Annotated in this window: 11 protein-coding genes and 1 pseudogene; 6 read left to right on the top strand and 6 right to left on the bottom strand. The window is 69.5% G+C overall.

Going from position 1 to position 13815, the window contains the following annotated elements:
* Positions 1-1149 (top strand): glycosyltransferase (locus tag ACM2XV_RS07005; protein ID WP_487026415.1); only part of this gene is annotated, 1149 nt, incomplete at its 5' end.
* Here ACM2XV_RS07005 and ACM2XV_RS07000 read toward each other — a convergent pair.
* Together ACM2XV_RS07000 and ACM2XV_RS06995 are read right to left on the bottom strand one after the other, a co-directional pair.
* The gene (locus tag ACM2XV_RS07000; protein WP_487026414.1) at positions 1139-2593 is read right to left on the bottom strand and encodes a glycosyltransferase; all 1455 of its coding nucleotides are present in this window, start codon (positions 2591-2593) and stop codon (positions 1139-1141) included. The genes ACM2XV_RS07005 and ACM2XV_RS07000 overlap by 11 nt on opposite strands.
* Complete coding sequence (locus ACM2XV_RS06995; protein WP_487026413.1) at positions 2590-4470, bottom strand: glycosyltransferase; 1881 nt, start codon at positions 4468-4470, stop codon at positions 2590-2592. Before ACM2XV_RS06995 ends, ACM2XV_RS07000 begins: the two co-directional genes overlap by 4 nt.
* On the opposite strand from ACM2XV_RS06995, the gene ACM2XV_RS06990 reads away from it, so the two are divergent.
* Both ACM2XV_RS06990 and ACM2XV_RS06985 read left to right on the top strand, forming a co-directional pair.
* A complete protein-coding gene (locus ACM2XV_RS06990; protein ID WP_344775127.1) occupies positions 4409-5335 on the top strand; it encodes an ABC transporter permease in 927 nt (308 codons plus the stop codon). The two genes, ACM2XV_RS06995 and ACM2XV_RS06990, sit on opposite strands and share 62 nt — an antisense overlap.
* Positions 5335-6084: pseudogene (locus ACM2XV_RS06985) on the top strand (ABC transporter ATP-binding protein); the annotation flags it as partial. The gene ACM2XV_RS06990 and the pseudogene ACM2XV_RS06985, both read left to right, overlap by 1 nt.
* Positions 6085-6118: 34 nt before the next feature.
* Here ACM2XV_RS06985 and ACM2XV_RS06980 read toward each other — a convergent pair.
* The 4 genes from ACM2XV_RS06980 to ACM2XV_RS06965 all read right to left on the bottom strand — a co-directional run bounded on the left by ACM2XV_RS06980 (position 6119) and on the right by ACM2XV_RS06965 (position 11056).
* Positions 6119-7120, bottom strand: coding sequence for a glycosyltransferase (locus ACM2XV_RS06980; RefSeq protein WP_487026412.1), 1002 nt, complete (start codon positions 7118-7120; stop codon positions 6119-6121).
* Positions 7121-7147: 27 nt separating this feature from the next.
* On the bottom strand, positions 7148-8452 hold the full coding sequence (locus tag ACM2XV_RS06975; RefSeq protein WP_487026411.1) for an O-antigen ligase family protein: 1305 nt from the start codon (positions 8450-8452) through the stop codon (positions 7148-7150).
* Positions 8449-9774 carry an O-antigen ligase family protein gene (locus tag ACM2XV_RS06970; RefSeq protein ID WP_487026410.1) on the bottom strand — a complete coding sequence of 442 codons (1326 nt, stop codon included), beginning with the start codon at positions 9772-9774 and terminating at the stop codon, positions 8449-8451. Before ACM2XV_RS06970 ends, ACM2XV_RS06975 begins: the two co-directional genes overlap by 4 nt.
* Before the next feature lie 64 nt (positions 9775-9838).
* A complete protein-coding gene (locus tag ACM2XV_RS06965; RefSeq protein ID WP_487026409.1) occupies positions 9839-11056 on the bottom strand; it encodes an acyl-CoA dehydrogenase family protein in 1218 nt (405 codons plus the stop codon).
* A gap of 114 nt (positions 11057-11170) precedes the next feature.
* Here ACM2XV_RS06965 and manA point away from each other — a divergent pair, with 114 nt between their 5' ends.
* The 3 genes from manA to ACM2XV_RS06950 form a co-directional block, all read left to right on the top strand.
* Positions 11171-12463, top strand: coding sequence for a mannose-6-phosphate isomerase, class I (gene manA / locus ACM2XV_RS06960; protein WP_487026408.1), 1293 nt, complete (start codon positions 11171-11173; stop codon positions 12461-12463).
* A gap of 262 nt (positions 12464-12725) precedes the next feature.
* Positions 12726-13049, top strand: coding sequence for a WhiB family transcriptional regulator (locus tag ACM2XV_RS06955; protein ID WP_487026407.1), 324 nt, complete (start codon positions 12726-12728; stop codon positions 13047-13049).
* Positions 13050-13226: 177 nt separating this feature from the next.
* Positions 13227-13815 (top strand): glycosyltransferase family 2 protein (locus ACM2XV_RS06950; protein ID WP_487026406.1); only part of this gene is annotated, 589 nt, incomplete at its 3' end.

Below are 13815 nucleotides of genomic sequence, written 5' to 3'. Positions count from 1 at the left end.
CTCGTCGACGCGACCGACACGGGGCGCACGCCGTACACCACGGGCATCCAGCGGGTCGCGCGCGAGAGCATCGCCAGATGGCCGCTCGCACGCATCGAGCTGGTCTGCTGGGACCGTTCCCGGCCGCGCATCCACACCGCGACGGACGAGGAGCGCGCGCTCATCCTCAGCGCAGCGGAGTCGGCACCCGCGCAGGAAGGCGGGCACGGGGACGAGGTCGTGGTGCCGTTCCACGCCACCTATGTGCTGCCCGAGATCTCCGTCGCGCGCCACCGCTACCGCGGCATCCGTACCGTCGCACGCCATTCGGGCAGCCGCCTCGTCGCGGTCGGCTTCGACTGCATCGCGATCACCACCGCCGAGATCGCACCGCCCGGCATGCCTGCTGCCTTCGCGCAGTACCTCGCCTCGCTCGCCTCCTTCGATGAGGTGGTGGCGATCTCCCGGGCGGCCGCGGCCGAGTTCGAGGGGTGGCGGCGGATGCTGGGCGGCGCGGGCCTGCCGGGGCCGGCGGTCTCGGTCGCCGAGCTTCCGTTCGCGGTCGGCGACGTCGATGAGTCCGTGATCGAGGCGACCGGGCGCGAGCTCGGCCTCGACCCCGCCCTGCCCGTCGTCGTCGCCGTGGGCAGCCATGAGCCGCGCAAGAACCATGTCGCCTTCCTGCACGCGTGCGAGCTGCTCTGGCAGCAGGGCGCGCAGTTCGCCGTCGTCATGGCCGGCGGCGCGTCGTGGGACTCCGATCTCTTCGACGACTTCGTCGCCGAGCTGAAGCAGCGCGGGCGCCCGCTCACGACCGTCTCGCGTGCGAGCGACGCGACCATCTGGGCGCTGTACCGGCTCGCGCGGTTCAGCGTGTTCTGCTCGCTCAACGAGGGCTTCGGCCTGCCCGTCGCCGAATCGCTTGCGAGCGGTACGCCCGTCGTCACCTCCGGCTTCGGCAGCATGCGCGAACTCGCAGAGGGCCACGGCGGCGTGCTGGCGGACCCGCGCGAGCCGCGCTCCATCGCCGAGGCGATGCGCGTGCTGCTCGACGACGACGCAGAGCTCGCCCGCCTCGCGGCGGAGACCGCCGCGCTCCCGCGCGCCACGTGGGACGACTACGCGGCCACGCTGTGGCGCGCGATCGAAGGCGCCGCGCTCAGCGCGTGAGGTAGTCGAAGACCTCGGTCGCGTAGCTGTCCCACGTCTTCGGATGCACGTGGCGGGCCTCTTCCGTCAGGGACGCGAGCGCTGCGGCATCCGTCAGCAGGGTGCGCATGGCGTCGATGAGCGACGCATCATCGCGGGGGTCGACCATCAGCACGCCGCCGTACTCCTCCGCGATCTCGCGCATGCTGCCGAAGTTCGAGGAGATCACCGGCGTGCCGCTCGCGAGCGATTCCACGACCGGCAGGCCGAAGCCCTCGTTCAGCGAGGGGAACACGGAGAACGAGGCCTCGTGATAGGCGCCCGCGACGATGTTGTCCTTGGGGGCGCTGACGACGACGACGGGGCGCCCTTCGCCGGTCAGGCGCTCGACTTCATCCGCGAACGCGCCGGAGCTCCACGCATTGCCCCCGACGAAGCCGAGTCGGAACTCATGGCCCTCCTGCCACAGGACTTCTGCGGCGTACAGGATCGCGAGATGGTTCTTGCGCGGTTCGTGGCTTCCGACCACGAGCACGAGGCGCTCGCCGGAGCCGACCTCGAGTTTCCTGCGTGCCAGGTCGATATCCGAGGGAGTGGGAACCGTGACCTCGGCCGCGAGCTGCACCGCCTCGATTTCGGGACCCGCCTTGCCCGCCCCGGTGAGCATTCTGCGCCAGCCGCGGAACTCTGTCGCCGCGGCCTCTGAGATCGGCGCGATCTTCGAAGCGAACGACAGGGCTTCGAGATAGCGGGGAAAGCGCTCGGTGATCGGAGGCGCCGCGGTCTCCGCCGAGGTGACCGGCACGGTGTCCATGCCGATGGCACACAGGCGGGTGCTCGAGTACTGACCGAGCGCCGCGAGGCGGTCGGTACGCCAGTCGTCGACGGCGAGCTCGGGTTCGATGTACGTGCCGCGGATCGGGATGACGACGGTGTGTGCGGAGGCGCGGCCCTCTGCTCGTTCGAAGAAGGGCTCGCTGAGCGCGTCGAGTTCGTCCTCGGTGAGTAGCCGTGGAGCGCGCAACTCCTGGTTCCACACGACCGGTACGACGCGGCCGGCTCTGACCCAGCGCTTCGCGGTTTCGCGGACGACGCGTTGGATGCCGGTGGTGCCGGCGGTGTGCACGGTCGTGTGCACATCGACCAGGACGGCATCGGGGACGACGTTGACGCTGGCCGTCTCGCCGAAAATGCTGTCGTTGGTGGGTGGGCTCAGTCGCTCGATGGCTTCGCGCGCGCCCATCAGCGCGATGGAGCGTCTGAACTCGACGACCTCGTCCCCGGTCGGGAAGGTGACACGCAGAACGGCGAGCGCATCCCAGACCCGACCCATGCTGTGGTCGTCTTCGAGGGCGCTCACGAGAGCATCGCGCGCATCAGCCGAGGTGCTCAGGCCGGCATCGTCTCGTCCCCATGCCACGAGAAGCGCGCGGGTGCGTGCGAAGACATTCTCAGAGTGGATCATGCGACCTCCCCCACCTGCGCCACCTGCTGCCAAAGGTCTTCTGCATACTCGTCCCAGCCGGGGTCGGCGCGTTCGCTGATCTCTCGCCTCAAGCGCTCGACAAGTGCGTCATCGGTCAGCAGGCCGCGGATGCTCGCGACGACCGCTTCGTCGTCACGAGGATCGACCGCAAGGCAACCGCCGCCTGCCGCGATCTCCGCGATGCTGCCGTATGACGTCGTGAGGACCGGGGTCCCCGCGGCGAGCGACTCGGCGACGGGCAGCCCGTAACCCTCGTGCAGAGAGATGAAGACGCTGAACCGTGCGGCGCGATATGCGGCGGCGAGCTCCTCCTCCGACACGTTGTTGCGCAGAGTGATCGGTCGCCCGGCGACCGTCATCGCGGCCGCGGCGTCGTCGACCGAGGTGTACCCTTTCGGGCCTCGACCGCCGAGAAGCATCAGCTCGAAGTCCAGGCCCTCGCGCCACAGCCGCTCCGCGGCGTAGATGACCGTGACGAGGTTCTTCCGAGGCTCGTGGCTGCCCACCGCGAGCACGATCGGGCGCTCGGTGCTCAGCGTGCGCTCGTCGCTCTGCACCGTTTCAACGGGGAGCAGCAGCTCGGTCACTTCCGGGCCCGGTAAGCCCTGCCCGGCCAGTGCGTCGACGAAGCCGCGGAATTCGTCGGCAGACGTTCGAGAGATGCCGACGATGCGCGACGAGTGTCGCAGCACAGAAAGATAGTTCGCGAATTTGAGCGACTCGCGTCGCGCAACGACACCGGCCGACGATACAGGAATCGTGTCGTAACCGAGCCCGACGACGCGATTGCCCGAGAAGCGGGCGAGTGCGCGCAGGACCTCGCACTGGTCGAGTTCGGGAACTTCGGGCATGAACACCTTCGATGCCCAAGGCACGATGACCGGCTCGCTCGCATCGTCGCGATGCTTCGAGCGCTCCTTGGTGCGGCCGGAATGCCAGTCGAGCACGCGGTTGCGCTCATCGGGCGAGAGGTGGCGAAGAGCGGTCGGGTCGTCGTTGAATGCTGCGAACACCACGGGCTTGTCGACCGCCCACCGGGCTGAGACCTCTCGCGTGACGCGTTGCACGCCGGAGTTGTAGCTGTGGCGTGCGGAGAAGTCGGTGAGCACAACCACCTCGTCGCTCCGGATGTCGAGGCGACGCAACTGGCTGTGGTGGCTGCGTGCCACGGGGCCGCAGATCCGGAGCGCGCGCACGGCGATCGGCACGTCCGACTCGGCCAGCAGGGCCCGGCGCAGGGCGAGAAGCTCCTCAACCTCGGGCATCGCTCCGGAGACAGCGATGAAGAGCAGCCACAACTTCGCGTCGTCGCGTGAACGCGCAGCGGCCGTACAACACGCATCCAGTAGTTCAGCCAGCCCCCGCGCGGTCCCCGCCGCGCCGCTCGGGTCAAGCAGGGCAGCGGCCGTGCTCAGGCGCGACTCGAGCCGCCGGATCGCCGTCATCTCCTCGCCCGTGCGGCGGCCGCGCAGGCGCGCTGCCGAATCGCTCGCCCAGCGCAACGGGCGGGTCACACGCCAGCTCATGGAGCCGCGCATGTCGGCGGAATCCGCCACTGCGCCGTCACGCGTCGAGAAGAAGTGCTCCCAATCCGAAAGACCGCTGATCCCGGCTGCGGCGTCGGCGCGCAGGCTGGATTTCGTCATACTGTCTGGCTCCGTTGGTCGGTGGTCGGCGTCGATAAGTCTAGGGCGACGCCTATGGGGGGCAGGCGCGGCCGTGGACGACTTCCACGGAATCGCCGAATACAATCGCGCTGGCAACAGCCGCGTCGCGGCAGAAGAAGGATGGTTGATGAGCGCAGCGAGTGAACGGGCCGCCCGACTGGCGACCCTGCCCTTTGAGAGCGCGAGCACCAGCGGCGTCGGTCACTTCACGGGTTTCTTCCGGTCGATCGGCGAGCTCTGGGTGCAGCGGGAGCTGATGGGGCTGCTCGTGCGGCGCGAGCTCAAGGCGAAGTACAAGGACAGCTCGCTGGGGTTCGCCTGGACCCTGATCCGACCGCTCGTGATGCTGCTGATCTACTACTTCGCCATCGGCAAGATCCTCGGGGCTGAGCGCGCGATCCCGTCCTACGCGATCTTCGTGTTCTCGGGGCTCACGATCTGGGGCCTCTTCGCCGCGATCGTCTCGAGCGGCACGAGCTCGATCATCGCCAATGCGGGACTCATCAAGAAGGTCTACCTTCCGCGCGAGATCTTCCCTCTGGCGGCCACCGGCTCTGCCATCGTCGACTTCCTGTCGCAGTTCGCGATCCTGGTGATCGCCACCCTGGCGCTGCGCCAGCCTCCCCTGCACTTCGAGCTCCTCGGCATCTTCCCGGCGCTCGCCGTCACGGTCGTCTACGGCACCGCCATCGGCATCCTGCTGTCGGCTCTCAACGTGTACCTGCGCGACGTCCAGTACCTCGTCGAGGTCGGGCTCAACATCTTCTTCTGGGTCTCGCCGATCGTGTACTCCTTCGCGTTCGTGCACAACGCCATCCTCAGCACGGGGCATCCGATCCTCGAGCAGATCTATCTCGCGAACCCGATGTCCGTCGCGATGCTGACTTTCCAGCGGGCGATGTGGATCGCCGGCCAGGACCCCTCGGCGCACACCCTCTATCCGCCGAACCTCGACCTGAGGCTGCTGATCATGCTCGTCATCGGCCTCGTGTTCCTCGCCATCGTGCAGCGCATCTTCTCGCGCCTGCAGGGCAACTTCGCGCAGGAGATCTGATGTCGATGTCCACCACGACCAGCACGACCGACGTCATCAGGATCGAGAACGTCTCGAAGCGGTTCGTGCTCCACAAGGACAAGTCGCTCAAGGAGCGGCTCGTCAACTTCGGGCGCTCGCGGGCCCACAAGGACGACTTCTGGGCGCTGCGCGACGTCGACTTCTCCATTCAGTCCGGCACCTCGGTGGGCCTCGTCGGCGCGAACGGCTCGGGCAAGAGCACGCTGCTCAAGGCGATCGGCGGAATCATCACGCCGACGACGGGCCAGGTGCTGCGGCGCGGCCGTCTCGCCGCCCTGCTCGAGCTCGGCGCCGGATTCCACCCCGACCTGACCGGGCGCGAGAACGTGTACCTCAACGCGGCGATCCTCGGCCTCACGCACGACCAGGTCGACGGCTACTTCGATTCGATCGTCGAGTTCAGCGAGATCGGCGGCTTCATCGACACGCAGGTGAAGTTCTACTCGTCAGGCATGTACGTGCGTCTCGCCTTTGCGATCGCGGTGCATGTCGACCCCGACATCCTCCTGGTCGACGAGGTCCTCGCGGTCGGTGACGAGCCGTTCCAGAAGAAGTGCATGGACAAGATCGCCGAGTTCCAGCGCGAGGGGCGCACGATCGTCTTCGTCTCGCACTCGGCAGAGCAGATCATGGCGCTGTGCGACCGCGTCGTCGTGCTGCAGCACGGCAACGTCATCTTCGACGGCGATACCGAGCCCGGCATCGCAGCCCTGCGTCGTTCCTTCGAGCACTGACGGGGCCGGTGGCCGCCCGGGCTTCCGGCTAGCTTGGGTCGTCGGCGGAGCGCACTGCCGCGAGCTCGTCGCGGAGGCCCCGCGCCTCGACTTCGGCCTCGTCCAGATGCGACTCGAGCCATGCCGCGAACTCGCGCTGGACACGCAACGCGGCCGAGCGCGCGTCATGGACCGGTTCGCCGCGCGGCACCGCCTTGAGATCGGGCGGCGCGACGGGGCAGAGCCGGTCGACGGGTTCGTCTGCGCCCGGCGCATCGGCCAGCGTCTGTGCCCACCGCCGGGCGAAGAGCGCGCCCGCATGGTCGGAGGCGAAGGCACGGAACCGAATCGACGCCGACGTCGACCCGCCGCCGATGTGCGTCACCCGCGCGTCCGGCGCGAAATACACGGAGCCGCCACCGGCGGCGATGCGAAAGCAGAGGTCGACGTCCTCGAAGTAGGCGGGGCGGAAGACCTCGTCGAAGCCGCCGAGCGTCTCGAACGCCTCGCGCCGAATGAGCAGGCTCGCTCCCGAGCAGTAGTCGGCGCGCCGAGGCGTGAGCAGTGCGAGCCGCGCCGCCTCGTCGAGGCCGAGCCCGGCGCCGAATTGCACTGTTCCGGCGTCGCGGCGGACACGAGAACCCGCCTCCTGCACGGTACCGTCGGCATTGAGCAGCAGGGCACCGACGGCGGTCGCGTCCATCGCATCGGCACAGCGCACCAGGGCGGAGAGCCAGTCCTGGTGGACCACTGCGTCGTCATTGAGGAAGACGAGATTCCGTGCTCTCGAGCCCGCGGCCGCGGCGTTGCAGCCGCCGCCGAAGCCGATGTTCTCCGCTATATCCACGATCGTGGCGCCGACGACCTCGTCCCGCAGGAACTCACGGACCTCGACGCTCGCGCCGTTCGCGGCGATGCGAACGCCAAACGGCGGCGCGCCCGCCATGGCGCTGAGCGACTCGAGGCAAGCTCGCAGCGTGTCTACGCGCTCCCAGGCGATGATGACGACGTCAGCGACGAGGTCGTCATGTGAGTCAAACGCGACAGTCACGCCTTCAGTCTAGGTTTCCGTCGATTCTCACCAAGGACTGACCGGCGCCGAGCGCGGCAGCGCACTCCGCCAGCTCATGTTCTGCGACGCGTTCACGGTGCAGATCACGAGCAGCACCCACCCGTAGTCGACCAGCGCGACCGATTCCGTCGCGCTCGTCGCGAGCAGGGCGATCAGCACGAGCGGCGTCCACGTGTGAATGACGCTGCGCTTGTTGGATGCCACGAGCCACGACCGCCCCGTTGCGAGCACCACGAGCACCCCGAAGATCAGCACGCCGGCCCAGCCGAGCTGCAGCAGCACGTCGAGGTACGCGTTCAGGCCGTTCGCCTCAGGCATGCCGCTGAACTGGTTGATGAGGCTGTAGGGGAACTCGTCGCCCCGCCAGATCCCGGTCCAGCCCCAGCCGACGAGCGGGTTCGCCTTGCTGAAGTCCCAGATCTGGATCCACAGCTCGTGCCGCACCTTGAGCATGCTGCGGGCATCCAGCAGCGCGATGATCGGGTCGCGCAGCACCCACGCCGCGGCGGCGGCGAGCACCGTGACGACCGCGAGCGTGACCTGCACCGAGAAGCGCCGCCGCTCGTCCGGAATGCTGCGCAGCAGGGCGAGGAACAGCGCCGCGACCACCACGATCGCGATGACGGCCACTGCCACGGGGGAGCGCGACAGCAGCAGGCTGATCGCCGCGAGCGGGATCGACAGCGCCGCCCGCCCGCGCGTCACAGACCTCGTGCGCCACTCGACGAAGAAGGTGACGAGCGCGATCACCGAGATCAGCGCGAGCGCGTTGCGGCTTCCGAAGATCCCCTGGATCGGGCCGCCGTGCGCGATAGTGCCGCTCACGCCGAGGTAGTGCACCGGCTCCGAGGCCACGAGGCCGCTGAACACCTCGAGCGCGAGCGAGCCGGCCAGCAGGAACCGCAGCACGTCGCCCACGACGCGCACGACCTGGATCGTGTCGCGCACGATCGCGAGATAGATGGCGAGGTATGCCCAGGCCAGCTGGTACAGCGACGAGGCGACGGTGGTCCCCCGATTCTCGCTCCAGAACACGCTGATCGTGCACCAGGCGACGAAGACCAGCAGTGAGATCGGCAGCAGCCCGCGCGCCTCGTGCTGGCCGCGCCGCGCGATGAACGACAGGGTCGCCAGCACCACGAGCGTGCCGAGCGCGCCGATGAGGCCGGGCCAGGCGACGACGCGCAGGATCGCGAAGGTCGAGAACGCCGCACCGACGATGACAAGCGACAGCGCGTTCGCGAACCGGCCCGAGCCGAAGAAGTTCAGCAGCGGCTCCTCGAAGGTGCGCCAGCCCCCGACTCGGCTCACGGGCGGCTCGCCTTGGTCGTCACGGACCACACCACGAGCAGCGCCCAGCCGCTCTCGATGAGCAGGCGGCTCTCGGCGAGCGACTGCACGAGCTGGGCGGAGAACACGAGCAGGGGCAGAAGCGTCAAGGCGGTGAACGGATGCCTGGCCGAGGCATCCACGATCGGTCGGTCCACCGCCATGAACCAGGCGCGCCCCAGCGTCGTGAGCGCGAGGCACGCGAACACGACGACCCCCACGATGCCGAGCTGCAGCCAGACATCCAGCCAGGCGTTGTGCGCCTGCAGGTACTGCACGCCGTGCCGCACGGCGAGCCCGTCGAACGGCTCGGCCCACGGCACCCAGTAGCCGAGCCAGCCCCAGCCGAACGCGGGGTGCTGCTGCGCGAGCCCGATGACCGAGTGCCAGATGGTCGTGCGGCCCGTGAGGTCGGGCTCTTTGCCGAGCAGGGCCGTGAACTCGTGCCACGCGGTCAGCACGCCCCCGACGACGACCACCACGAGCAGCACGGCGCTGAGGTAGATCGGACCGCGGCCCCGCTGCCCGCGCACGCGCGCCCACAGGGCGAAACCGAGCACGACCGCCGTCGCGAACGCGGCGACCGTCACCGTCGCCGAGCGGGTGAGCGCGAGCTCGAGCACCGCGAGCGCGATCCAGAACCAGCCCCTGAACGGCCGCGAGAGCCCGTCGGCGCGCTGCAGCGCGAAGATGATGAGGCCGATCAGCGCGCACATCGCGAGCAGGTCGGAGTTGCCGACGATGCCCTGGATCTGGCCGCCGTGCAGCAGCTCGTCGCGGCTCCAGTAGAAGGCGCCAGGCAGCTTGCCCGTGTAGTCGACGCCCGCCACGCGCACGAGCGGCAAAATCGGATGCCGCACGACGAGCGCCACGATGAGCTCGAAGAGCAGCGAAAGCCCGAGCACCCAGCGCAGCGCCCCGCCGACGACCGCGGCGAGCTGCCGCTGGGTCAGGATGAGCGCGGGCGCGAGGCCCGCGACCCCCGCCGCGATCAGCGCGAGCGCGCCGAGGGTCACATCGAGGTGGCCGCCGGGGCCGCTCGTGCCCTGGTAGCGCGCCCATGCGATCGAGGCGATGGCGAGCAGCACGAAGAGCAGCAGCATCTTCGGCCACTTGCGGAAGCGCAGCTGGGGTCGGGCGACGAAGATCCAGACCACGTTCGCGATGGCGAGCACGCCGGCGAGAGCGAGGTAGGCCGGCCAGCCGATGAGGTTGCGCCAGAAGTCGCCGGCGAACATCGTGAAGAACGACAGGGTCGCGAGGATGCCCGCGGCGGGGTGCAGCGGCGCGGCCGGGATCCTCATAACCAAAGGGTATCGGCGCGCCCGCTCAGGAATCCCTGATGTGTCGCGCGCGCCCGCCGCCGGCCTACACGAACGCGGCTTCGCCCGTGATCGCGCGGCCGACGATGAGGGTGTTCATCTCGCGGGTGCCCTCGTAGGAGTAGATCGCCTCGGCGTCGGCGAAGAAGCGCGCCGCGTCGTGGTCGAGCACGATGCCGTTGCCGCCGAGCGCCTCGCGGCACCATGCCACCGTCTCGCGCATCTTCGACGTCGTGAATGCCTTCGCGAGGGCCGAGTGCTCGTCGCGCTGCGTGCCGGCGTCGAGCATCTTGGAGACCTGCACGACGAGGGCGAGCGAGGCGGTGATGTTGCCGAGCGACTTGACCAGCAGATCCTGCACGAGCTGGTGCGAGGCGATCGGCTTGCCGAACTGCACGCGCTCCTTGGCGTAGCCGAGCGCCGCCTCGTACGCGCCGATGGCGACGCCGACGGCCTCCCACGCGACCTCGGCGCGGGTCTGGCGCAGCACCTTCGCGGTGTCCCGGAACGAGTTCGCGTTCACGAGCTTGTTGGCGTGCGGCACGACGACGTCGGTCAGGGTGATGTCGGCGTTCTGCACGATGCGCAGCGCCGTCTTGTTCTCGATCTTGGTGGCGACGAATCCCGGGGTATCGTTCGGCACGAGGAATCCCTTGACCTGCTTGTCGGCCTCGTCCTTCGCCCAGATCACGGTGACGTCGCCGAAGGTGGCGTTGCCGATCCAGCGCTTCGCGCCGTTCAGCACCCAGCGGCCGCCGTCGGGGCCGTCCTCATGGCGGGCGGTGGTGCGCAGCCCCTGTGCCGAGTCCGAGCCGGACAGCGGCTCGGTGAGGCCGAACGAGCCGACGATCTCGCCAGAGGCGAGCTTCGGCAGCCAGTGCGCGCGCTGCTCGGCGCTGCCGCAGAGCGACACGGCGCCGGCGGCGAGGCCGTTCTGCACCCCGACGTAGGTGGCCACGGAGGCGTCGACGCGGGCCAGCTCGAGGGCGGCGAAGCCGCGGAAGACGGCCGAGTTCGGGAACGGCTTCGTCTCCTCCCAGGCGAACGACGCGACGCCGAGCTCGTGCAGGCCCGGGATGATCTCGCGGGGGAACGTCGCCTTCTCCCAGTGCTCCGTCACGAGCGGCTTTACCTCGGCCTCGAGGTGCGCCCGCAGCTTCGCGAGCGCCTCCTTCTCGACGTCGGTCAGCTCGTTCGCGAATCCGTAGAAGTCCGCGACGAGCGGCTCGAAGACGGTGGCGGGCGCGATGGCAGTGTCGGTCATGATCCTTCTGAGCTCCGTTGCTGCTGGGTGGTCGTCGTCAGGCTACGGTCGGGGAAGGACCGGTCGGTAGCCTGGTGTGGCTTTGCTGACGTGACGACGCGAGGAGCGCCCCCGATGTTTGTGCGGATCGACAACACGCCCCGTGACTATGCGTGGGGGTCGGTGACCGCCATAGCGCGGCTGCTGGGGCGCGCGCCGACCGGGAGCCCCGAGGCCGAGCTGTGGCTCGGCGCCCACCCCGGCTCGCCGGCTCGCATCGAGGGCGGCTCGCCCGCCCCCGATCTCGCCGCCTGGATCGCGACCGACCCGCAGTCGGCGCTCGGTGCGCAGCAGCTCGCGGCAGACCAGGCCGCGGGACAGTCGCCGCACCTGCCGTACCTGCTGAAGGTGCTGGCCGCCGCCGCGCCGCTGTCGCTGCAGGCGCACCCGTCGCCCGAGCAGGCCGCCGAGGGCTTCGCGCGCGAGAACGCGGCGGGCGTTCCCCTCGATGCGCCGCACCGGAACTACAAGGACCCGTTCCACAAGCCCGAGATGCTGTTCGCGCTGTCCGACGCGTTCCATGCCCTCTGCGGATTCCGCAGCCGCGCCGCCGTGGCCAGCGATCTCGCCCGGCTGAGCTCGGCGGCGCGCGGCGCCGGTGCGTCCTCGGCCGGGCTCGAGGACTTCGCGCACCGGCTCGCCGGCGCTCCCGACGACGGCGCGGCGCTGCGCGACGCGGTCACGTGGCTGCTCTCGGGCGGCGCCGAGGTCGACCAGCTGGTCGCCGAGACCGTCGCGGCCGCGCGCCTGGTGCTGGCCGAGTGCGGTGCCGACGACTTCGAGAGCGTCGACGCGCTCGACCCTGCGCTGCTGCCGTTCGAGACCGTCATCTCTCTCAACGACGCGTACCCGGGGGAGTCCGGCGTGGTGATCTCACTGCTGCTCAACCGCGTGCGGCTCGTGCGCGGGCAGGCCCTCTACATGCCGGCCGGGAACATCCACATGTACCTCGCGGGGCTCGGCATCGAGCTGATGGCCGCCAGCGACAACGTGCTGCGCGGGGGCTTCACGCGAAAGCACATCGACGTGCCCGAGCTCGCGCGCGTGCTCGACTTCACCCCGCTGCCGGCGCCGCTGCTCGAGCCGGCCGAGCTGGCGCCGGGCGTCGAGGTGTTCCGCCCCGACGTGCCCGACTTCGCGCTCGTGCACGCGGTCGTCGACGAGGGCGATGACCCCGCGGGCATCCCCCTCACGGCGCCCGCGATCGCGATCGCGACCGACGGGACGCTCGAGCTCACGGGCCGCACCGGTTCCGTCTCGCTCGCTCGCGGGCAGGCGGCTTACATCACCCCCGACGAGCAGCAGCTCGCGATCGGCGGCGCGGGGGAGCTGTTCCTCGCGACCACGGGAGACTCGATCGCGGCGTAGACCCCGGCGTCTAGCCCAGCTCAGGTGCGACCGGTTCTGGTGCGACCCCCAATGGGGGGTAGACATCATTTGATTCCGATCCCGCCAATTTCGTGACACGCCGACACGCCCGGGCGGCGCGATCGATCTGTCTGCCCTTACGATTCGCGACTTGACTTGCGGTGAATTACACGGGTGTAATTGGTCAAGCGCCGTTCCGGCGCGACCGGCAAGACAGGCGGTCCTCAAGGGGTTGGGGCCGGGTGGGGAAAGGGAGTCCGATATGACTGATGCTTATCGCTCCGCAGTGCCGGACGACTGGTTTGTCGATCCTGTACGACTGGGGGTGCCCGGCGTTCGCCGAGCCGACGTCGACGATGACGAGAACGCTCTTGCCTGGCAGTCCGACGCGCTGTGCGCGCAGACCGACCCCGAGGCGTTCTTCCCCGAGAAGGGCGGCTCCACGCGAGACGCCAAGAAGATCTGCACCTCCTGCGAGGTGCGCGCCCAGTGCCTCGAATACGCGCTGCAGAACGACGAGCGCTTCGGCATCTGGGGCGGCCTCTCCGAGCGCGAGCGCCGCAAGCTCCGCCGCCGCGCGGGCTGAGCGAGTCCGACCGGCCTCCATTCGGCTTCGCCGAGTCGGCCCGCGCATCCGGTGTCGCCGAGTCGGCGCGCATCCGGCTTCGCCGAGTCGCACCGCTGTTTCACCGCGCTCCCAGGTTTCATGACGCGCCTGTAGCGCTGCGCGGGCGGCGGGAAACGCCTACCTAGGCTGTCCGCGATGCTTCAGACAGTCACCGCCATCATCGTCGTCCGGCACGGGGCGGCGCGTGTGCAGCGCACACTGGAGTCGCTGCGAGCACAGACCCGCCGGCCCGATTCCGTCGTCGTGATCGAGACCGGCTCAGACGGCGACGTGACCCCAGAGGTCGCCGCCTTCGCGCCGACCCAGCACCTCGCCACGAAAGAGAAGCTGAGCTTCCCCGCCGCTGTCGCCGCCGCCCTGCGCGCGGTCGAGCCGCCGGTGCACGCGGAGCAGTGGCTGTGGCTGCTCGCCCAGGACACGGCGCCCGAGCCCCAGGCGCTCGAGCAGCTGCTCGCCGTCGGGGAGGTCTCGCCCTCCGTCGCCGTCACCGGGCCGAAGCTCGTGGAATGGGACGACCGAGATCGCCTGCGCGGCTTCGGCCTCACCATGACCCGCTTCGGCGCGACGGTTCCCCTCGTCGACGACGAGCTCGACCAGGGGCAGCATGACGGCGCCTCCGACGTGCTCGGCGTCCACGAGGCCGGCATGCTCGTGCGGCATGAGGTCTTCACCGAGCTCGGCGGCCTCGACCTCGCGCTGCCGGTCGTCGACGGGGGCCTCGACT

This window comes from Gryllotalpicola sp. CP2-P1, assembly GCF_057512245.1.
The sequence above is the reverse complement of the archived record's forward strand: the minus strand, read 5'-3'. Positions and strand labels throughout refer to the sequence as shown.

Excerpts from the sequence above, each read along its gene's own strand:
- ACM2XV_RS06990 (WP_344775127.1), top strand. The coding sequence starts at position 4,409 with ATGAGCGCAGCGAGTGAACGGGCCGCCCGACTGGCGACCCTGCCCTTT.
- ACM2XV_RS07000 (WP_487026414.1), bottom strand. The coding sequence starts at position 2,593 with ATGATCCACTCTGAGAATGTCTTCGCACGCACCCGCGCGCTTCTCGTG.
- ACM2XV_RS06965 (WP_487026409.1), bottom strand. The coding sequence starts at position 11,056 with ATGACCGACACTGCCATCGCGCCCGCCACCGTCTTCGAGCCGCTCGTC.
- ACM2XV_RS06970 (WP_487026410.1), bottom strand. The coding sequence starts at position 9,774 with ATGAGGATCCCGGCCGCGCCGCTGCACCCCGCCGCGGGCATCCTCGCG.
- ACM2XV_RS06955 (WP_487026407.1), top strand. The coding sequence starts at position 12,726 with ATGACTGATGCTTATCGCTCCGCAGTGCCGGACGACTGGTTTGTCGAT.
- manA (WP_487026408.1), top strand. The coding sequence starts at position 11,171 with ATGTTTGTGCGGATCGACAACACGCCCCGTGACTATGCGTGGGGGTCG.